The sequence below is a fragment of the Virgibacillus halodenitrificans JCM 12304 genome (assembly GCF_001310895.1).
Classification (GTDB): domain Bacteria; phylum Bacillota; class Bacilli; order Bacillales; family Amphibacillaceae; genus Virgibacillus_Q; species Virgibacillus_Q halodenitrificans.
In genome coordinates, this window is the sequence record NZ_BAZS01000026.1 from 22606 (window position 1) to 43029 (window position 20424).

The window sequence follows — 20424 nt, forward strand, 5'->3', positions numbered from 1 at the left end:
AACCTCTATAGTATACCCGTACCCCTATAGTTATAGATTTAAACGACAGAAAGGAAGAGATAGGATATAATAGTTCAAATGAATTACAACGGAGGGTGAGTAGATGATTAAAATAAAGGAGCTACAATTAAAGGAAGATATTATAGAGGCTTTTCCGATTATGAATGAGCTTCGTTCGCATCTTGATCTCGATTCATATATAGAACTGGTTCAAGAAGCTATAGAAAAAGATATGTACCACCTTGTTGCTCTTTATGAGCACGGGGAAATAGCTGCTGTCATTGGATATAAACCAATGATCACCCTTTATTATGGCCGGTTCATTTGGGTGTGTGATTTGGTTACAAAAGAGGATAAGCGTTCCAATGGTTTCGGGGAGAAGTTACTGTCCTTTGTAGAGAATTGGGCTAAAAAAAACAAGTATCAAGCTGTTGCTTTGTCCTCCGGTTTACAACGTACAGAGGCCCATCGCTTTTATGAGGAGAGAATGGCGTATGATAGAGTAAGTTTCGTTTTCAAAAAATTAATATAGAAGATAAGTAATTTGCCAATTAGCGTTAATTTTCAATTCCTAGAAAACCTCCGACTGGTAGCCTCATCGGAGGTTGATTTCGTCACTTTTCCCAAATTCTGTGGATAGTTGCCTTTCCATTAGCTATATTGAGCTCAAATACATCTGGATTTGTAAGACTGCTCCAATCTTCAAATCCATAATTCGGATCTATGTACATGAGAAGAAGTGATAGCAAATTTCCATGTGTAGCTAGGATGGTACTCGTATCATCTTCTAATTCCTCTATTACGGACACAATGCGTTGTGTTGCTTTATTACTCGATTCCCCACCAGGATATGTTAGTTCCAGATCTTCAAACGTAATTCGTAGTTTTTCAAACCAATCTGAAAGATTCTCTTTACTTAATACACGTTCAGCAAGTCTTGGATCAGTTTCTATCTCCATATCCCATTTTGAGGCCAACGCATCGACCGACTGTTGGGCTCTTATAAAAGGACTTGAGATAATACGGTCTGGTCGTTTATTAAAAAAAGCTGCTAATTGATTTGCCTGCTGCTTGCCTTGTTCTGTAAGCGGAGCTTCTGGTTCTTGCCCCTCTGCCTTACAATGTCTTACTACATAGATTAATTTACTCATGTTTTTGCTCCTTCTTTATAATGGTATAGTAAGCATTTTTTCCATGAAAGCCTGTACTCTCTTTTTCCCTTCCAAATTCAGGGCGGAAATTATCCACTCCTTTTCGCTAGCAACAAGCTGTTGAATACGCCTTGCTGCTTGTGAATGAGCTTCAGGGGTAAGGCTTTCAAAAATAGCTGTAATACTACTTACCATCTGTTCCGGTACAGAGGATGCTATTGTCTTTAGTCCCAGTTGCGCACGTTCAGGACAATAATGATGAAGCAATACCCTTGCCATATGTGTCATCACATGCTGCAGCATAGCCACAGACCATAGGTCATTCCCTCTGGAAGCCGACTTCTTATATTGAAACAAAAACCACACAACATCTATGACATCATCTTTGAATTCTTCTTCCGACAATCGTAAATTTTGTGAGCTTTTATACTTGTCTAATCTGCCTTCCGGGTCATATAGTACCGTAAAATAATCCTTCTGCTTAAATGATTGTTCCGTAACTGTAAAGAGGTCGAGGTGAAGGAGATTATTATATACAGCAATAATTTGTGGTGCAATAATAAAAATATCATCCCAAAATAATATATCTTGATATGCCTTAAGGTGCATGAGTCGCTTTTCCAGAAACAGTGCTTCATCTTTTTGGTCAACCAGGCAGTATAGATCAATATCAGAATGCTCGTCATGCTCACCTCTACCCATCGACCCTTTAAGGAAAATTGCTTTCACAAGTGGATCTGCTTTTAGACTCTCCGTTATTTTTTCTACAGCATCTTCTTGAAGCAAACGCCTTTCCCCCTTTTCTTATATAAATAAATATTACGCCATTATATACTTATACCGAAAAATAAAACAAGTAGTAAAGAAAAAAATCGGGCTCTCATATAGTTCTCTTCTCCGGCCAATTTTCTGCTGTTGCAGTGGATATTCCCGCTCTATTCTCCGGCCGAATACTTCACTCTAGTGCTGAGCTTTTCGCCTTCCATAAATGAAACCCGGAAGATACATAGCGTACCTTCCGGGTTTCGTCTTTAAGCCTGTCTTCGGTTAATTTTATCGCCATTACATGAAAACACGACTTTCTTTTCCTCTACATATGTTTCCATATAAACGGTTCTTCCCCAAAGCTGATAAATATATGGTAAGACATTTTCCAAATATTTCACATCCAGCTCTGTTCCTTCATAGCTGTGTACCAAGTATAATTCGCCATTACGCAGATAATCCCCATTCTCAACACAAATATAAGGAAACCCACCATTCACACGCATGGAAACAAGCTGTTCCCGCACATTTTTATAGTCCTTATCCGTAATTTGATAATTCCTTCCCTTTTTCTCAAAAAGGTACATATCTTCACGTTGCACTAATTCTTTTGTTAAATAATTGCGGATAAAGGATATATCCGATTCCATCTCTCTTACCTCAAAAATCTTATCTCTTCCCGAATTTTGCTTCACACCTAGCATTTTCATTTCCTCTGTGGGATTGTTGTAACGTTCTTCGATGTCCTCAAATATTTTCAAACCTAAATAATAAGGGTTAATACTCTGCTTGGATGGCTGAACAACACCTGCATTTAGCGTCGCAAATTCAATCGTTTCATCTGAGGAAAGATCCATTTCTCTTAATATCCGTTGATGCCAATACGATGCCCAGCCTTCATTCATAATTTTGGTTTCAAGCTGTGGCCAGAAATAAAGCATTTCTTCCCGCATCATTGTCAAAATATCACGTTGCCAGTCTTCCAGCTCCCGGCTATATTCCTGAATAAACAGCAGTAAATCCTTCTCCGGTCTAGGCGGGAACTTTTTGGTTTTTCTTAATGCAGGTAATCGATTGTTTTTTTCTTCTACCCCATCTAACTTCCAAAGGTCGTCATAAGGCGTTTTAGCAGCTTTCTCCTCTGACTCTTCCTCCTCCATATCATAGGACGGTAAATTTGGGCGTACAATAGATGGGTCTATATGCTCCTGGATGGCAAGGATGGCATCCAAAAACCGCTCTACTTCCTTCTTCCCATGGATAAGTTCATAATTTGCAATTCGTTCTGCAGTAGCAGTCATACTTTCCACCATATCTCTACGCGTATTGGAAAAACGCACATTATTTTTGAAAAAATCACAATGTGCAAGAACGTGGGCAATAATTAATTTATTCTGGATTAAGTTATTAGTGTCCAAAAGAAACGCATAGCAAGGATTAGAATTGATAACTAACTCATAAATTTGACTTAAACCTAAATCATATTGAAGCTTCATCTTATGAAATTGCTTCCCAAAACTCCAATGCGAAAATCTTGTTGGCATTCCATATGCACCAAATGTATAAATAATATCTGCAGGACAAATTTCATAACGCATTGGATAGAAATCAAGGCCAAATCCAGTAGCAATTTCCGTTATTTCACTGATCGCATGACTGAGTTCCTTTGTCTCATTCAAAATAGAATCCCCCCAACCTGACTTTATATAATTTATGCTTCTGCAAATAAAACATGACCCCTCCTGAAAAATGTATGATTATTTTGGATAGGGAAAACTTATAGTATAGGAGGGATTGAAAATGCATCAACAGTATTTATCAATTGAGCAATTTAATAAACTACTTTATAAATGGAATGGTAAAACGGTGAAAATTGCCAAACAGGAATTGGATGATTATGATGAAATCATAATGCGCTTAGATCGCATTTCCTATGAAACCGACACACGGAGACTGGATGATTATGAACCGATGCATTCCTTGCACCTAAACGGCATAGGCGAAATTGAAAATGCCTCCAATCATTTTGAGCCATTGCCTTCTCCATTGTATGAGATACCTTTAGAGGGCACTTCTCTATACCAGTTTGATGGAGATCGATTTTCAATCGTAACAGACCGGGCTATTTATACAATTGAACTTGCAGGTGAATGAAACAAGTGCCAGACATTTAGCGTCATGGCACTTGTTCCAATTATACGTTTGCTGTTTCTTTTTGGAAGAAACTCTTCAATGCATGATAGACATCATTTTTCTCTTTTAAAATATAATGGCGAAACTTTTCATCACTAATATTCTCATATGCTCGCATTAAGGTTGATTTTCGGCTATACCCATTCACTTCCCCATATCCAAACATGCTTGATACATCCATAATTTCATTAACTAGCTTGATACATTTTGGATTATCGGATGTGATATTTTCTCCATCTGAAAAATGAAAAGGATAAATATTATAGCTTGTTGGGTTAAATCGTTCATCAATAAGCTCCAGAGCTTTATAATAAGCAGAAGAGCAAATGGTTCCACCACTTTCTCCTTTAGAAAAAAAGTCCTCCTCCGTTACAACCTTTGCTTCCGTATGATGGGCGATAAAAGCAATCTCTACGGATTCATATTTTGAACGAAGGAACCTTGTCATCCAGAAAAAGAAGCTTCGTGCTATATATTTTTCAAATGTCCCCATGGATGCGCTTGTATCCATCATTGCGAGCACTACCGCTTTGGATTCCGGTTTGATAACGTCATTCCACGTTTTAAAACGAAGATCATCATTATAAATTGGGGTCAGCCCCGGTCTTCCTTCTGTTGCATTTCGTTTAATTGCTGTTAAAATCGTACGTTTTTTATCAATATTGCCCATAAGTCCCTTTTTACGCACATCATTAAATTCTACTTTTTCTGTAATTATTTCAGCTTGGTCTTTCTCCTGAAGGTTAGGTAGCTCCATTTCCCTGAAAAGAGCATCCTCCAATTCAGCTAGAGAAACCTCTGCTTCATAATAATCCTGGCCAGGCTGATCTCCCGCTTTCTTCCCTTTACCAGCTCCGTCTTCTCCTTGACTACTGCCGTCTCTGGCAACAATATCACCAATTTGACTATCTCCATCGCCTTGCCCGACATGCTTTGTTTTATCATAATTGTACCTGATTTTATATTCATCCAATGACCGTATAGGAATCTTAATGACATCACGGCCATTTGACATAATAATATTTTCTTCGCTAACTAAATCCGGCAAGTTATTCTTAATGGCTTCCTTCACCTTATCCATGTGACGTTGTTGATCCTGATAGCCTTTGCGATGGAGGGACCAGTTTTCCTGGGAGACGACGAAATTTTCCTTTTTCTCCTGCATACTATCTCCTCCTGTATAGTTGTTAAAAACTTACCTTCCAAGCAATTGATTGCTTTCTTTATACTATGCAGCTCGGCTCTAGTTATTGCACTTTTTAGAAAACTTAGGTGTAAAAAAGTGGACTGGAATTTTGGAAGGAAAGTGTTAGAAGAATAGTTATAGCAGGCAGCGGGGGTAAGGGACTTAGAGCAAAATAAACTTTCTATTCACTGATAATGAAACAGGACCAGCTATTTGCTGATCCTGCACAACTATATCGCTATCTATTTAGTAAACTTCCAACATAACGGAGCAATTCATTTGCTGATACGGAATTATAGCCATACTCATCTATTAATCTGGCAATCACTTCGTTAACCTTCTTGAGCTGGGACTCATCTGGTGTTTTGGATGAGGTAGTGATTTTCACAACGTCCTTCAAATCAGCAAACAGCTTCTTTTGAATGGCTTCACGCAAACGTTCATGGGAACTGTATTCAAAGCGTTTACCCTTTCTGGCGTAAGCAGAAATTCGAATTAATATCTCTTCTCTAAAGGCACGTTTGGCATTTTCCGAAATTCCAATCTGCTCCTCAATGGATCGCATCAGCTTCTCATCCGGATTCATTTCTTCCCCTGTGAGCGGGTCTCTTAACTTATTTTTATTGCAGAATGCTTCCACATTATCAAGATAGTTATCCATTAAAGTTTTTGCAGATTCTTCATAAGAGTATACAAAGGCTTTCTGAACTTCCTTCTTGGCAATTTCATCATACTCTCTTCTGGCAATAGAAATATAATTCATATACGTTTCTTTATCATCGTCAGAAATGGAAGCATGTTGATCCAGTCCTTCTTTAAGCGAGCGGAGCACATCCAATGCATTAATGGACGGTACTTCTTTACGAATGATTGTGGATGAAATCCGGTTAATCACATACCGTGGATCAATCCCCTTCATCCCTTCCACAGGGAACTCCTTTCTCAATTCCTCCACATCCAGCTGGTTAAAGCCTTCAACATTCTCTCCATCATACAACCGCATCTTTTTAACAATATCGACGCCCTGTTTCTTGGAATCCTCTAGCCTGGTTAAGATCGAGAATATGGCAGCAACCCGAAGAGCATGTGGAGCGATGTGCACATGTGCCATATCGCTATCCGAAATCATTTTTTCGTAGATTCGTTCTTCCTGACTTACCTGGAGATTATACGGAATAGGCATAACAATAATTCTGGAATGGAGTGCTTCGTTTTTCTGATTTGCAATAAATGAGCGGTATTCCGCCTCATTCGTGTGTGCTACGATAAGTTCATCTGCTGAAATCAATGCAAACCTGCCTGCTTTAAAATTCCCTTCCTGCGTTAATGAAAGCAAATGCCAGAGAAATTTCTCATCACACTTAAGCATTTCCTGAAATTCCATCATTCCACGATTCGCTTTATTCAGCTCACCATCAAATCGATATGCGCGGGGATCTGATTCGGATCCATATTCCGCAATGGTGGAAAAATCAATGCTTCCTGTCAGATCAGCAATATCCTGTGATTTTGGGTCAGATGGACTGAAGGTACCAATCCCTACACGTTTATCCTCAGAAAAGAAAATTCGTTCTACCTGCACATCCTCCATACGTCCTCCGTATTCTTTTTCCAAACGCATGGTATTCAACGGCGATAAGTTTCCTTCGATACGAATGCCATATTCCTCAAAAAAGTCTTTACGCAAGTGTTGTGGAATCAGGTGCAATGGATCCTCATGCATTGGACATCCTTTAATTGCATAAACTGCACCCTCATCCGTCCGGGAATATCGCTCCAGACCCCTCTTAAGCATTGTAACAATTGTAGATTTCCCACCACTTACCGGCCCCATAAGTAAGAGGATCCGTTTACGTACATCCAATCTTTTCGCAGCAGGATGAAAATACTCTTCTACGAGCTTTTCAATTGCTTCCTCCAGACCGAAAATTTCTTCCCCAAAAAAGTGTACATTCGTTTACCGTCTCTTTCTGTCAGTCCGGAGCTTTTAATCATATTATAAACACGGGAGTGAGCGGTTTGGGCAACTTCCGGTCTTTGCTTGACAATATCCAAATAATCCGCGAACGTACCTTCCCAATTCAACTTTCTTTCTTCTTCTCGATAACTTTTCATCTTATTTAATATACTCATATAAACACCCTCCATTAAGGTCGCGGTTTATTAAATCATATGCAGGCTATTATCTTTCCATGCCTGTTTGTTTTTCCACGAACCAGAGGGATAGGAGAAAAAGCGCAAGTGCCTGTATTGGACTATTTAGTCGCCCTTACTTCGCACACGAATAGTAGTCAGTTTTATTATGAGAACTTGAGTTAGCTACTCATCAGGCACTGTGAACATGCTAACCAAGAAAACAAGGTAAAATTTATCCAGACATTAGAAAACACGGATCATTTAAAATGACCCGTGTTTGTTCTACTTCTATATATTATCTAAAAACAGACGGATAACGTCCAGCCCACCAATCAAGGTTCCAAGGGAGCTACCTAAATTAGCTAATACAACAATGAGTAAAATTCTCGTAACCTTATTTTGCCAAAACCCTTTTACACTGAAAACGTCTTCTGCCAATGTTTCAAAATCACGCACATGTGGTTTACGTATATATGCTTGAACAATCCCGGCAAACCAACCTGCTGCAATTAATGGGTTCAAAGACGTAATTGGTGCAACAAGGAATGCTGTAATTACCGTTAACGGATGACCAAGCGCAATAATCGCACCTAGCGCTGAGAATGATCCATTCCATAACACCCAGCGGATCGTCTGCTCCCACCCAGCTGATGGGTTAGCATAAAATGTATATGCAATGATAGCCAGAATAATTAGCGGAATCGACCAGCCAATTAGTTTAGGTATTTTAGATTTGGGTGGCAATTCCATTAACTTATCTAAGTCATGATCTCGATGGATCTCTTTAGTTATACCAGGCACATGTGCTGCACCAAGTACAGCTACAACTTTATCCCCTGGTGCTTCTTTTATTTTTTGAGCTAAATATTGATCTCGCTCATCAATCAACGGTCTCTTCAATTTCGGAAAGCTTTCCGTAAAATCATTCAGAATCGAATTGATAGTATCCTGCTCTTCATTTTCTCAAGCTCTTCTTCTGTAATACTCTCTTTACTAAAAATACTGCCAATTACCTGCATTAGTAAGATAGCCTTACCTTTTAGCCCGATGCCACGCCATATCCGTGAAAAAGTTGTTTGAATGTTTCGGTCAGCAAGCACCAGATCTGCTTTTATTTCTTCTGCTGACTCCATTCCTTGAATCATTTCTTGACCAGGATTAATCCCAAATTGCTTGGCCATTCTTTTCTGAAAAGAAGAAATGGCAAGGTTCATTAAAAGTAATGTTGCTTTCTTATCTTTAATGACCTTAAAAATATCCATATCTCTCCACTGATTTCCTTCACGGATGGTTTGATAACGCTGTTCATCCAGTTCAATGCATACCGCATCCGGTTGTTCTCGCTCAATAACTTCCTTCACCTGTGTTGCACTGTTTTTTGATACGTGAGCGGTACCAATTAAAATCAATTCTTTTCCGTCTATATGTATTCGCGTTATATTTTCTTCTTCCATATATAAACCTTCCTTTTGTAAATCTACCTTTATTATGAAGAGGTACCTGCACTTGTTAATTTCAATTATACGTTAAAATTACAGAATTTTATACTACTTGCATAGTAGTTTCTGAAAAAGAGAATGTGAAGCAGCAGACTAGAAACATATACTTTACTGCACGAAGGTCTATCTTTTCCTCCTGCTAATCCCGCGGCTCTATAAAAACTTCTTCTCTTTCTATATAAAAAAAGTCGCTTCTCCCAAAGGAAAAACGACTAATAATTCGTCTAGGGGTATTATTTTCCTATCTCTTTCACGACCTCTATGGCAAACTCAGCACCATACTGACCGGCCTTTTCCAAATCTTCAATATCATCGTTGGTAACCTCTGAATTTGAAACGGTGCGTATAGATAGGTATGGAATATCAAAGCCTTCAGCTACTTGTGCTACAGATGCTGCTTCCATTTCTTCGGCATCTGTTCCAGCCTTTTCATGAAACCATTGAATTCGGTCTATTTCTCTATTCCATACATCTGCACTACCAATTTTTCCTTTCACGACGTTACCATATTCATATTTTTCTTTTACATTCCATGCTTTTTCCACTAGTTCTGGATCACTTTTAAATGAAGCTACTTCTTTTATATCCCCATCTTCTCTCATTTGGGTTTTCATAAAATGCCAAGAGTCTGGTTCCATCCCCTTCTCATCATCCAAATGATCTGTCTTTATACTACCGATATTCATAACTTCCGTTCCAATGATTGTATCGAACACATGAATGTTCGGATTATGCCCACCTGCTGTACCTTGATTAATAATCGCCTTGGGCTCATATTCATCTATTAATAGCGTTGTAGATGCAGCTGCATGGACCATTCCCACTTCTGTTCTGGAAACGACCACCGGTATGTCATCAATTTCACCTACATAAAAAGTATAACCACCTTGCTGCTCTGTTTTATAATCCTCCATCTCATCAAGTAATGCTGACACTTCCACATCCATTGCTCCTTGAACTGCAACTGGCTTTGTAGCATTCTCTTGTTCACTTGAAGAATTTCCTCCTTCAGCATTCGAAGATCCACAACCACTAATAACCACAACTGTTAACAAAATCGCTAGCAGTCCCAATGCCTTTAAACTAGTTTTCATATTAAATCCTCCTTAGGTTAAAACCGAACATTAATTAAAATATTATTGAAATAGTTCGTGATTAACATTGTATAATATGAATTAACCTTTTGCAATATATTTTACGTATGGAATTATGTGGTATATATCATATCTTATACAACGCACTTAATAGTAGGAGATAACAACGAAGTGCAACAGTAGGGAGAGGTAATCCACCGCGGAAAAATTCAACCATCAGTAATGTGAGCGTATCCGTCGTACCTATTCATAGAATATAAAGGATTGGTTTATACTACGTCAGTTCGCACTTTATCCATCCTTTAAATCATTGAGTACCCCAACATATTTAGAGAACAAAAAAAACGAGGAGGTCCCTTTGGGTTACCTCCTCGTTTCTTACCGCTCATTTATTCATTTAACTTTTCCGCTATGAAGCTGAACTGAAAGTCTTATTACAACAGATATTCAATATCTGTAACGATAAAGTTTTTCTTTCTAAGATCCTGTTCAATCTCATCTACAGTTTCCTTATTCACTTCTTCAGGTAGTACAATACAAACTCTTCTAGCATATTTAGAATCGTTATTTAACGAAATAACACTTTGCACGTTGCAATATTTATTTACGATTCGCAGCATCTTTGTTAGTGCACCGGAATATTCTACTGTGCCAATAGTTAAGGAGTAACTTCCATTATTCGCTCCCCAAGCATTTTCAAGTACTTGAATAACATTTCCGTTAGTTAATATTCCTTGAAATTCTTCGGCATCATTAATGATTGCTAAATAAGGAAGTCGTTTTATAGTTGAGAATACCTTAAAAAAAGGATCGTTTTCTTTAACAAAACCTTCCTGGTCACGAATCAGCCCTTTAATTGATTCTGTCAGTGGATGTTCTTCATTTTCGTACTCCAAAATATCTACTTTATAAATATTACCGACAAACTTAGTTTCCGAAGCATCTAACACAGGAATACAACGGTAGCCTGATTTTTCAATCGTAGCCTTTGCCTGCGCTACATTATCGGACTCTTTGGCGTAGACTACTTCCCGAATGTTTACATAATCATTTTTTACTAGCATGTTTTTGACCTCCCAAGATTTCTTTTTCTAGGAATACTGCTTCTGTCCATCTTGTGATGTATATGCTTGATTCTATAGTTTTATTATAGCATGTATTTCAGTGAACAAAGAGGCAAAGTAATAGAAAAATGAATTGCTCCATAAATTTGTGAAAGAAGTTACTTTTCATATGTCCTCATTACTTAGCGGTTTAATTTCCATATGGAATAGTTCAACGTTGACGCAAAGCCTACCCATCCCAGATAAGGAAGCATTAATGCTCCTGCAAGTCGATCCACCTTATAAAATTGAGTAGCACTCCACCCAATGGCCGCCATCATCATGCCAATTTCCAACAGTGCGGCGCCACGTAAATTCCATTTAAAGAATAAAAATGACCATAAAAAATTCAACCCCAGTTGAATGGAATAAGGAGTTATCACGGTTGCTTCGATCTGGCTGGTATCCACTTTTTCATAAGCACGATATTGGGCAAGGCCCATCATACTGTATAAGGAGGTCCATGCTATAGGAAATACTCGAGGAGGTGGAGAGAAAGCAGGCTTTTTTAATTTCTTATATTGTGCCTGTGTATCTTTATTAGCATAGTAGCCAACTAATGCACCACCTACTACTGGTATTAACACCCCTATTGCGAGACGCTTTTTATTCACCGTGCCATTAACCTTAAAAACTTCCATATGCACACTCCTATTCCTTCTGACTAATAGTGTTGATATTTTTCCCTGTTTTTACACAATTAAACTAGTTAGGTAAATACAGACCTTCAAAGGGAATGTCTTTAAAAAAGGAGGAAGCATAGAATGAGCGAGTTATTTAATCAATTTTTACCAAAAATTAAAAGCCTTCCATGTGATCGTATTCTTAATAAAAGTGATATTCTAAATGAAGCTTTTTTACTTCAAGAGGAGAAGAAATTAAAGATGTATTACTCTCCACACAATGAATATGTTAACACAGCTGCCAAAATTGTAATTGTTGGCATTACCCCTGGGTGGCAACAAACAAAAACTGCCTATGAAAGTGTAATAAGCAATCTCCCGTATCTGAGTAAGGCGGACCTTCTGCGAAAAGCAAAAATAGCTGCAAGCTTCTCGGGAACTATGCGTAATAACTTAATTCAGATGTTGGATGAATCCGGGGTGGCAGATGCATTAAATATAAATCATGCCTCTACCCTTTTCTCAACAAACCGAGACATCATACATACTACCTCAATCATTAAATATCCTGTTTTTTATAAAGATAAGAACTATACAGGACACCAGCCCAGGATTGACCAGTCAGAAGTGTTAAAACATTACGTATATACTGTATTTCCAGAAGAGCTTAACCTCATTCGTGAAGCAGCTCTGGTTATTCCGTTAGGTAAATCTGTTGAGAATACAATCCACTCCATAATATTTGATAGCAAGCATACACTTCTATCTGGTTTTCCACACCCATCCGGAGCAAACGGCCATCGTAAAAAGCAATTTGTTGACCAAAAGGAGCAGCTAATATCAACAATCAAAAATTGGGCAGATTAAATCCTGCGTTTATTAGTATGTTTAACTAAAAACATGCTGCTTAGCAATATCCGCAATAACCCCAAACTACAAGTAATGAGTATAGCTGGAAGTTGTGAATGCTATTTCACTTACTAAAGACAATTTCACATTATATTGTTATCAAAGTATCGAAGTGAGAAGGTTTTACCATTCTCGCAGTGTATGTTGTTATGTTAACTCGCATCTGTTATCCTAGATAAGTACGCGTCAAACAGGACCGGACCACTTTCTAGTAAAGAAGATTATTGTGAAATTATTCACAGAGGGAGAGATACTAGCCGACAAATTAATAAAAGGAGTTGATTTAATGGAATCGGCGAAAATAAATACAAATGAAGTAGAAGCAAATGCTCAAGACGATTATTCTTTGGACAAAGTCCCAAGAGACAAACGTACAATGGGGTGGTTTAGTGTAACAAACATTGCGTTTGGTATAGCTACAGCCATTTTTTATTTTCAAATGGGAAGTGTGATGGCACTTCAATTTGGAGCAATGAATGCAATCATTTCCGCTACGTACGCAATTATTGTCGCTGGGATTCTAGGAACATTTATCGCTTATTTGTCTGCTAAATCAGGCATGAATGTAAACTTATTGTCACGAGGTGGTGGCTTTGGTTACATTGGAGCGTCGTTGACCTCGTTTATTTACGCTACAAATTTTATCATGTATTGTGCTTTTGAAGGTCTTATTCTTGTTTCCGCTATTCATACCTTCTTCCCAGTTATACCCGAATGGGCGTTAATCGTGTTTTTCGGAGCCCTAGTTATCCCTCTCAATTGGTTTGGTATTAAACAACTAGATAAATTACAAAAGTGGTCTTTACCAATCTTCGGTATATTTCTTATTACCGCAATCGTTGTTTCTTTTTATAAGCCCTCTGGCTATGAAGGAGCATTTTGGACGTATATGCCTGAAGGTGTAGAAGTAGGCGGAAAAGCTCTCCTTATGTGTATAGGAATGCATCATGGAATTATGGGGCTAACTGCACTACTTGCATCTGACTATGCCCGTTTTCTTAAACCAAAAGATACGAAGCTAGGATCTCTGGCTATTGGTTTTATCCCGCAAATCTTCTGTTTTGGCGTGATGGGCGGTTTAGGAATTTGGTTCGGTGTACGTCTTGGTGATCCGAATCCCGGCGTGTATATCGTATTATTATTAGGTATGGGAGGCGCCTTGTTCACTTTGCTGACTCAACTGCGAATTAATGTTACCAATGTGTACAGTGCTTCGTTGTCCTTATCTAATTTCTTTGAAAATATCTTTAAATTCACACCCGGCAGACGATTTTGGGTAGTTGTTTCAGGTATCAGCGCTATCCTTCTTATGCTTGGTGGAATTGTAGACCATCTTGATACAGCCATGACCTTCCAAGGTGTATTTTTACTAGCATGGGCAGCAATTTTAGTGACGGACGCCATGGTAGTCAAAAAAATATTGAAAATTGGTCCGAACTTTTATGAAGCTAGACAGGAATTTTTATACAAGTGGAATCCAGTAGGTGTACTCTCTCTTGTTGTAGCAAGTGGATTAGGAACCATTGCTGCGTTAGGATACATGGGATCTTTCCTGGAAAGTACGGCAGCATTCTTCTCTGCAATACTTGCAGCTGTACTGACGGTTGGCATTGCTATTATTACAAAGGGTAAATACTATACCCATTCCATGCCTGAAGATATCCATGACGATGATCGAATCGCGTAATGCTTTATAAAGTATAGACATTGAATTGCACAAAGCACCCTCTCTTTAGCAGAAAAGAGACGGTGCTTTGTTTTAGTATCTTAAAACATTTGGATATTGTAACAATTCGCTGTTTAGGTAGAATGCGAAGTAACTTTGTAGTAGTTTATTTCATTTTAAGGAAGCGAATGGACCCATTGATTTCCACTGCAGGGGGACGCTTTCCGCTCCAATCAATTGGTATATGCTACTATTAATTAAATGCATTTAATAGCAGAGAAAAATATTTTTTATCTTTAATCGCTTTAGAAAAATTAACGTTAGCGAAGGGAAAATGCGGAGACATCAGCTGCCCCCGGAAAGCGCAGTATTTTTCCGTAGCGGTGCTATTTAGCTATTTTATATTAACTGGGAAATAAGTTTCCTCTAGTTCGGAGTTTCCTCTGAATCCGTAAAAAATGGGAATGTATAAGATAACGCTTATACATTCCCATTGCTTTTTTAATCTATTTCATCATTTCTTTAACAAGCTCTTTATTTCGAGCTTTAAACACTTCATTGTGGGAAGATACCATTCCGGTATTTTGGGCTTTTGGTTCAATATATTGCTTCGCCTTGTTCACTGCATTTGCAGCATCTTGAAATGCACCAGCAATTAGATTTAATTTACCTTCATGGGCTAAAATATCACCTGCAGCATATAGACCAGGCACTGATGACTCACTATTTTCGTTTCCATGAACAAAATAGTCATCCTTTATTTCAATAGGTAAATCACTCTGGCTAAGTAGAGAAGTATCGCGTTCATAGCCATGATTAACAATCACTTCATCAATCGGCAAGTAAGATACAACACCTGATTCAAGATTGGTAAGCTCTACCTTTTCAATTTTTTCATGGTTTTCATCTGCAATAAGCTTTGTTATTTGCGTATTAAAGAAGCACACGACAGAACTCTCTTGAAGTTGAGTGGATTGCGCTTCATGACAAGCAAAATTTCCTTTTCTGCACGTAATGAATACACGACTGGCAATAGGCTCTAATTCGTTGGCCCAATCGATCGCTGAATTTCCACCACCGGAAATAACGACGACTTTATCTTTAAAACTCTTTAATGATTTAACTGTATAATTTAAATTGGAAATTTCAAACCTTTCAGCGCCTTCAATTTCCAGCTTTTGAGGATTTAGTATCCCACTTCCAACCGCCACAATTACGGTTTTTGAATAGTGGGTTTCACCTGAAGAAGTATGTAGTTCAAAAATTCCTTCTTCATTCTTTGTGATTTTCTCTACCTTTTCACTCACTACAACGTTCGGATTAAAAGTTAAACCTTGCTCAACAATCTGATCAATAAATTTTGCTCCTGAAATTGGCGGTTGTCCTCCAATATCCCAGATCATTTTCTCCGGATACACGTGAACCTTTCCACCAAGCTCGGGTTGATATTCAATAATCTTTGTTTTCATTTCCCGAAGCCCACTATAAAACGCAGAATATAATCCAGCAGGGCCGCCACCAATGATGGTTACATCAAATAATTCATTGCGAGTCAATTGCGTCACTCCTCATCCACTCATTGTAAGTGAGTATCATTCTCATTTAACTATACACCCATTCTCATGAATTTGCAAATAGATATTGACAAACAATAGAACGAAATATATTATTTAAATTGTCAATAATGAGAATCATTATCATCGTTAACACGCATTTTTTATGGAGGTCATGCTATGTACCGCCTGTATACAGACGCACTTAATATCGGATATGGAGAGCAGTTAATTGTTAAAGATCTTAGCATCCAGATTCCTGATAAACAAATCACAACCATTATTGGATCCAATGGTTGTGGTAAATCAACACTTTTGAAAGCTATTACAAGGATCATTTCCCAATCATCCGGAAATGTAGTTCTTGATGGTAAAAATATTTTAAAAGAAAACACCAAACAGCTTGCCAGAAAAATGGCTATTCTCCCTCAGTCTCCTGAGAGTACAGGAGGTCTAACCGTCGGAGAGCTCGTATCATATGGACGTTTTCCTTATCAAAGTGGTTTTGGGAGACTGACTCGCCGAGACCAAGAAATGATCGATTGGGCGTTGGAGGTAACAGGAATAATTGACTTTAAATATCGCCATGTAGATGCCCTTTCCGGTGGCCAGCGGCAACGCGTTTGGATTGCTATGCTCTAGCCCAAGAAACAGAGATTATCTTCTTGGATGAACCAACAACATACCTTGATATGGCACATCAGTTAGAGGTCTTAGAGTTATTGCAACGCCTAAACAAAGAAGAGGAACGTACTATTATTATGGTACTTCACGACCTCAATCAGGCTGCCCGCTTTGCTGATTACATTATCGCATTAAAGGATGGAGAAATTGTAAAATCCGGAGACTGTGAAACCATTATGCAGCCAGATGTTCTAAGAGACGTTTTTCATATTGATGCCGAAATTGGCAGAGACCCACGAACAAACAGACCAATTTGCCTTACTTATAACTTACTACAAGGAGAAAAACAAAATGAAAAAGTTGATTCCACTGCTTATTTTAATGCTCGTACTTATTAGTGCATGCAGTAATGATCCAAATAATGATTCCGCTTCGGATAAGAAGGAAGAAACCAATGGAGATAAGAAAGAAACCATTACGTATCAGTCAGAAGATGGGCCTGTCGAAGTGCCTGCCAATCCTGAGCGAGTTGTCGTATTATCCACTTATGCTGGAAATGTTATGGCCTTAGACGTTCCAGTAGTAGGTGTAGATTCTTATTCAAAAATGAATCCGCGATTTGAGGATAAATTAGAAGGCGTAGAAGAAGTTTCAGAAGAAAATCTTGAAAAAATAATTGAACTGGATCCAGATCTAATCATTGGTCTTTCCACTGTGAAGAATTTGGATAAAATAAAAGAAATAGCGCCAACAGTTACCTACACGTATGGTAAAGTCGGCTATTTGGAACAGCATTTGGAAATAGGAAAACTGTTAAATAAAGAAGAAGAAGCTCAAGCTTGGATTGACGACTTTAAAGAACGAGCACAAAAGGCCGGCGATGAAATACGCAATAAAATAGGAGAAGATGCAACCGTCTCTGTAATTGAGAACTTTGATAAGCAGATTTATGTTTTTGGTGACAACTGGGGACGTGGAACAGAAATTCTTTATCAGGAAATGAAATTGAAAATGCCTGAAAAGGTAAAAGAAATGGCATTAAAAGATGGGTTTTATGCCTTATCGCTTGAAGTGCTACCTGAGTTCGCTGGAGACTATATGATTTTCAGTAAGAATCCTGACACGGACAATGCCTTCACAGAAACAGATACGTATCAAAATATCCCTGCTGTGAAAAATGATCGTGTATTTGAAGCAAATGCGAAGGAATTCTACTTTAATGACCCTATTTCATTGGATTATCAGTTGCAGTTCTTCAAAGATAACTTCCTTGGTGAATAAAACGTGAGAACAGTGTGCTAGTCCATACGATTAAATAAAGTAATAAAAAATCCTTAATTATACACAATCAGAAAATCCGAACTATCATTCATGTAAATTTGAATCGGTTCGGATTTTCATTAACTAAAAGAGCTCTCATTCTATATAACATCTGCATCGTTTACTTCTTTAGATTGTGGACATATGTTACATTTAGTAATAGTACCATTAATATAAAAATTTATGTTGTTTATTTTACATACTATACTTTACATAGAAAGATGCGATACATAATGAAAAGAACGAACAGAAAAATTCCCTTTCTATTCAGCTTTATACTTGGGCTTGCTATTTTAATAGGTATGTTCGTCATTGCTATGACATTTGGGGCTGCAGATGTTCAGTTTTCTCATGTTTGGCAAGCTATTTTTACAAGTTCAAATGAAAAAGGTATGTCCATTATTCGCGAGCTTCGCCTTCCCCGAGAGGTTGCTGCAATGTTTGTGGGTGCTGCTTTAGCCGTTTCCGGAGCAATTATGCAAGGAATTACGAGAAACCCACTTGCCGACCCGGGACTGCTTGGGTTAACTGCAGGTGCGAATATGGCATTAGCAATCACGCTTGCTTTTTTACCTGGAACGGGATATTTCGGTATTATGGTTGCCTGCTTTATCGGTGCTTCTATTGGAGCAGGAATGGTGTTTGGAATTAGCGCAATAAAAAAAGGCGGATTTTCACCATTTCGAATTGTTCTTGCGGGTGCAGCTGTCTCTGCCTTTCTTTACGCGATTGCAGAAGGTGTAGGCATCTATTTCAAAATTTCCAAAGATGTATCAATGTGGACTGCTGGTGGTGTCATTGGCACATCGTGGGGCCAGGTTCAGGTAATCGTTCCTTTTATTACAGTTGGAATCATCATTGCCCTAATGTTATCCAGACAGCTTACCATTCTCAGCTTAAATGAGGAAGTGGCTATTGGGCTTGGGCAGAAAACAACGTGGATTAAAGCTGTTTTATTTATAATCATTACGTTGCTTGCTGGGGCTTCAGTAGCACTTGTCGGAAATATGGCCTTTATTGGTCTTATGATCCCACATATCGTCCGTGCCTTGGTTGGAACCGATTATCGGCTGATTTTACCTATGTCTGTTTTAATTGGCGCTGCTTCATGCTTATGGCAGATACACTTGGCAGGACAATCAACGCGCCTTTCGAAACTCCAGTCGCTGCCATCGTTTCCATTATGGGGCTCCCATTCTTTTTATTTATCGTACATAAAGGAGGGAAAGCATTCTTATGATACATCCTTCCTTGCTGCGAAAACAACGCATGATACTAATTTTATTAATTTTCCTCATTATAATTACAATTATTATTGGGATGGGTATTGGTGGAACGAGCCTCTCATATGACAGATTACTTCCTGCATTATTGGGAAATGGAACATTTAAAGAGGAATTTGTGCTTTTTTCGATACGTCTTCCCCAAATAATCATTACATTATTAGGTGGGATGGCATTAGCCCTATCTGGGTCCATTTTACAAACGGTCACAAGAAACGACTTAGCAGACCCGGGAATTATCGGTATTAATTCAGGGGCAGGGGTTGCGATTGCTATTTTCTTTCTATTTTTCCCAACGGAGGGTGGCTCGTTTGTATATGTTCTGCCCCTCGTAGCGTTTTTAGGTGCTTTCATTACTGCTATATTCATTTACCTCTTCTCCTACAATAGAAGAACAGGAATTCAACCTGTGAAGCTCGTACTTACAGGTGTTGGATTTTCCATGGCACTCTCAGGAATTATGGTTGTACTTATTTCGTCTGCTGAGAGAGAAAAAGTAGACTTCATTGCGAAATGGTTGGCGGGAAATATCTGGGGGACAGATTGGCCATTTATTATTGCATTACTGCCTTGGCTAATTATTCTTATTCCCTTTGTTTTATATAAAGCCAATCGTTTAAATATCCTTGGGCTGAATGAACCCGTAGCTATTGGACTCGGCATTTCGATTGAAAAAGAAAGAATTGTTGTTTTACTCGCTGCAGTGGCACTAGCAGCGTCCGCTGTATCTGTAACTGGGGGTATTGCGTTTGTAGGTCTCATTGCACCACATATTGCCAAAGCACTTGTAGGGAGTCGAAACCAGCTCTTTATTCCGGTAGCTATCTTAATCGGAGGTTGGTTCTTATTAGTTGCAGATACTATTGGGCGCAATTTAATCGAACCAAATGGAATCCCTGCTGGAATTATCGTGGCCTTAATTGGTGCACCTTATTTCATGTATCTATTACTAAGAAAATAGGGAGAGATTGTGGCAAATGTTAGTGCATACACGTACCCACTAAGAGCCGTACATTAACGAGCAGGCACATGATCAAATGTACCTGCTCGTTTACTAGCTTGGGTAGTAAGCTTGTATTTTCTCCTACTTTATTTTCGTCGACTCTTCAATCCCTGAAAGTATGATCTTCAATAAAAGAATGAGCAGCATAAAGGAGAACAATGGTGCCAGGACAATCCAAGGATGATGCAGAAATTCCTTATAGGAGGAGCCGATCAAACCGCCCCATTCATTCGTAATGGAAAGCAACACACTCGTTTCCTCTGTCATATTTATTTGTCTGCTGCCACCAATAAAAATGCCTAATACACCCAGATGA

15 protein-coding genes and 4 pseudogenes are annotated in these 20424 nt (G+C 38.5%); 8 read left to right on the forward strand and 11 right to left on the reverse strand.

Annotated elements, in window-relative coordinates; genetic code table 11:
• Positions 1-103 precede the first annotated feature (103 nt).
• Positions 104-532, forward strand: a complete 429-nt coding sequence (locus JCM12304_RS13415; protein ID WP_040956727.1) for a GNAT family N-acetyltransferase — start codon at positions 104-106, stop codon at positions 530-532.
• Between the two features lie 82 nt (positions 533-614).
• Here JCM12304_RS13415 and JCM12304_RS13420 read toward each other — a convergent pair whose 3' ends face one another.
• From JCM12304_RS13420 to JCM12304_RS13430, 3 genes are all read right to left on the reverse strand, one after another.
• A complete protein-coding gene (locus JCM12304_RS13420) occupies positions 615-1151 on the reverse strand; it encodes a histidine phosphatase family protein (RefSeq protein WP_019376348.1) in 537 nt (178 codons plus the stop codon).
• 15 nt (positions 1152-1166) lie between these two features.
• Positions 1167-1937: a nucleotidyltransferase domain-containing protein gene (locus JCM12304_RS13425; protein WP_040956729.1), complete on the reverse strand. Its 771-nt coding sequence runs from the start codon at positions 1935-1937 to the stop codon at positions 1167-1169.
• Between the two features lie 245 nt (positions 1938-2182).
• Positions 2183-3595, reverse strand: a complete 1413-nt coding sequence (locus JCM12304_RS13430; RefSeq protein ID WP_060680935.1) for a SpoVR family protein — start codon at positions 3593-3595, stop codon at positions 2183-2185.
• Positions 3596-3716: 121 nt separating this feature from the next.
• On the opposite strand from JCM12304_RS13430, the gene ymzB reads away from it, so the two are divergent.
• Positions 3717-4070 (forward strand): protein YmzB, encoded by a 354-nt coding sequence (ymzB, locus tag JCM12304_RS13435; RefSeq protein WP_060680936.1) that lies wholly within the window; start codon positions 3717-3719, stop codon positions 4068-4070.
• A gap of 40 nt (positions 4071-4110) precedes the next feature.
• Here the strand turns inward: ymzB and yhbH are convergent, their stop codons facing one another.
• The 6 genes and pseudogenes from yhbH to JCM12304_RS13465 form a co-directional block, all read right to left on the reverse strand.
• The gene (yhbH, locus tag JCM12304_RS13440) at positions 4111-5274 is read right to left on the reverse strand and encodes a sporulation protein YhbH (RefSeq protein ID WP_019378562.1); all 1164 of its coding nucleotides are present in this window, start codon (positions 5272-5274) and stop codon (positions 4111-4113) included.
• Positions 5275-5533: 259 nt separating this feature from the next.
• Positions 5534-7428, reverse strand: a pseudogene (locus JCM12304_RS13445) (PrkA family serine protein kinase).
• Positions 7429-7719: 291 nt separating this feature from the next.
• Positions 7720-8885, reverse strand: a pseudogene (locus JCM12304_RS13450) (TraB/GumN family protein).
• 278 nt (positions 8886-9163) lie between these two features.
• A complete protein-coding gene (mtnN, locus tag JCM12304_RS13455) occupies positions 9164-10024 on the reverse strand; it encodes a 5'-methylthioadenosine/S-adenosylhomocysteine nucleosidase (protein ID WP_060680938.1) in 861 nt (286 codons plus the stop codon).
• 434 nt (positions 10025-10458) lie between these two features.
• Positions 10459-11088 carry a cyclic di-AMP binding protein CbpA gene (gene cbpA / locus JCM12304_RS13460; protein ID WP_060680940.1) on the reverse strand — a complete coding sequence of 210 codons (630 nt, stop codon included), beginning with the start codon at positions 11086-11088 and terminating at the stop codon, positions 10459-10461.
• A 182-nt stretch (positions 11089-11270) separates the two neighbouring features.
• A complete protein-coding gene (locus JCM12304_RS13465; protein ID WP_060680942.1) occupies positions 11271-11768 on the reverse strand; it encodes a TspO/MBR family protein in 498 nt (165 codons plus the stop codon).
• 123 nt (positions 11769-11891) lie between these two features.
• Between JCM12304_RS13465 and JCM12304_RS13470 the strand changes: the two genes are divergently transcribed.
• Positions 11892-12617: a hypothetical protein gene (locus JCM12304_RS13470; RefSeq protein ID WP_060680944.1), complete on the forward strand. Its 726-nt coding sequence runs from the start codon at positions 11892-11894 to the stop codon at positions 12615-12617.
• Positions 12618-12945: 328 nt separating this feature from the next.
• On the forward strand, positions 12946-14346 hold the full coding sequence (locus JCM12304_RS13475; protein ID WP_019378541.1) for a purine-cytosine permease family protein: 1401 nt from the start codon (positions 12946-12948) through the stop codon (positions 14344-14346).
• Between the two features lie 485 nt (positions 14347-14831).
• Here the strand turns inward: JCM12304_RS13475 and JCM12304_RS13480 are convergent, their stop codons facing one another.
• The gene (locus JCM12304_RS13480; protein ID WP_019377901.1) at positions 14832-15881 is read right to left on the reverse strand and encodes an NAD(P)/FAD-dependent oxidoreductase; all 1050 of its coding nucleotides are present in this window, start codon (positions 15879-15881) and stop codon (positions 14832-14834) included.
• A 177-nt stretch (positions 15882-16058) separates the two neighbouring features.
• On the opposite strand from JCM12304_RS13480, the pseudogene JCM12304_RS13485 reads away from it, so the two are divergent.
• From JCM12304_RS13485 to JCM12304_RS13500, 4 genes and pseudogenes are all read left to right on the forward strand, one after another.
• Positions 16059-16900: pseudogene (locus tag JCM12304_RS13485) on the forward strand (ABC transporter ATP-binding protein).
• Positions 16854-17783: an iron-hydroxamate ABC transporter substrate-binding protein gene (locus tag JCM12304_RS13490; protein WP_019377899.1), complete on the forward strand. Its 930-nt coding sequence runs from the start codon at positions 16854-16856 to the stop codon at positions 17781-17783. The pseudogene JCM12304_RS13485 and the gene JCM12304_RS13490 overlap by 47 nt, the downstream one beginning before the upstream one ends.
• A gap of 272 nt (positions 17784-18055) precedes the next feature.
• A pseudogene (locus JCM12304_RS13495) lies at positions 18056-19062 on the forward strand (FecCD family ABC transporter permease).
• Positions 19059-20066, forward strand: a complete 1008-nt coding sequence (locus tag JCM12304_RS13500; protein ID WP_060680946.1) for a FecCD family ABC transporter permease — start codon at positions 19059-19061, stop codon at positions 20064-20066. Before JCM12304_RS13495 ends, JCM12304_RS13500 begins: the two are co-directional and overlap by 4 nt.
• A 123-nt stretch (positions 20067-20189) precedes the next feature.
• On the opposite strand, the gene JCM12304_RS20115 is transcribed toward JCM12304_RS13500, so the two are convergent.
• Positions 20190-20375 (reverse strand): hypothetical protein, encoded by a 186-nt coding sequence (locus tag JCM12304_RS20115; protein ID WP_060680947.1) that lies wholly within the window; start codon positions 20373-20375, stop codon positions 20190-20192.
• Positions 20376-20424 lie beyond the last annotated feature (49 nt).

What these genes read in the sequence shown, in the direction of transcription:
- JCM12304_RS13420 (WP_019376348.1), bottom strand. Translation starts at nt 1,151, where the DNA reads ATGAGTAAATTAATCTATGTAGTAAGACATTGTAAGGCAGAGGGGCAA.
- JCM12304_RS13500 (WP_060680946.1), top strand. Translation starts at nt 19,059, where the DNA reads ATGATACATCCTTCCTTGCTGCGAAAACAACGCATGATACTAATTTTA.
- JCM12304_RS20115 (WP_060680947.1), bottom strand. Translation starts at nt 20,375, where the DNA reads ATGACAGAGGAAACGAGTGTGTTGCTTTCCATTACGAATGAATGGGGC.
- JCM12304_RS13470 (WP_060680944.1), top strand. Translation starts at nt 11,892, where the DNA reads ATGAGCGAGTTATTTAATCAATTTTTACCAAAAATTAAAAGCCTTCCA.
- JCM12304_RS13490 (WP_019377899.1), top strand. Translation starts at nt 16,854, where the DNA reads ATGAAAAAGTTGATTCCACTGCTTATTTTAATGCTCGTACTTATTAGT.
- yhbH (WP_019378562.1), bottom strand. Translation starts at nt 5,274, where the DNA reads ATGCAGGAGAAAAAGGAAAATTTCGTCGTCTCCCAGGAAAACTGGTCC.
- JCM12304_RS13465 (WP_060680942.1), bottom strand. Translation starts at nt 11,768, where the DNA reads ATGGAAGTTTTTAAGGTTAATGGCACGGTGAATAAAAAGCGTCTCGCA.
- JCM12304_RS13415 (WP_040956727.1), top strand. Translation starts at nt 104, where the DNA reads ATGATTAAAATAAAGGAGCTACAATTAAAGGAAGATATTATAGAGGCT.
- mtnN (WP_060680938.1), bottom strand. Translation starts at nt 10,024, where the DNA reads ATGAAAACTAGTTTAAAGGCATTGGGACTGCTAGCGATTTTGTTAACA.
- ymzB (WP_060680936.1), top strand. Translation starts at nt 3,717, where the DNA reads ATGCATCAACAGTATTTATCAATTGAGCAATTTAATAAACTACTTTAT.
- cbpA (WP_060680940.1), bottom strand. Translation starts at nt 11,088, where the DNA reads ATGCTAGTAAAAAATGATTATGTAAACATTCGGGAAGTAGTCTACGCC.
- JCM12304_RS13475 (WP_019378541.1), top strand. Translation starts at nt 12,946, where the DNA reads ATGGAATCGGCGAAAATAAATACAAATGAAGTAGAAGCAAATGCTCAA.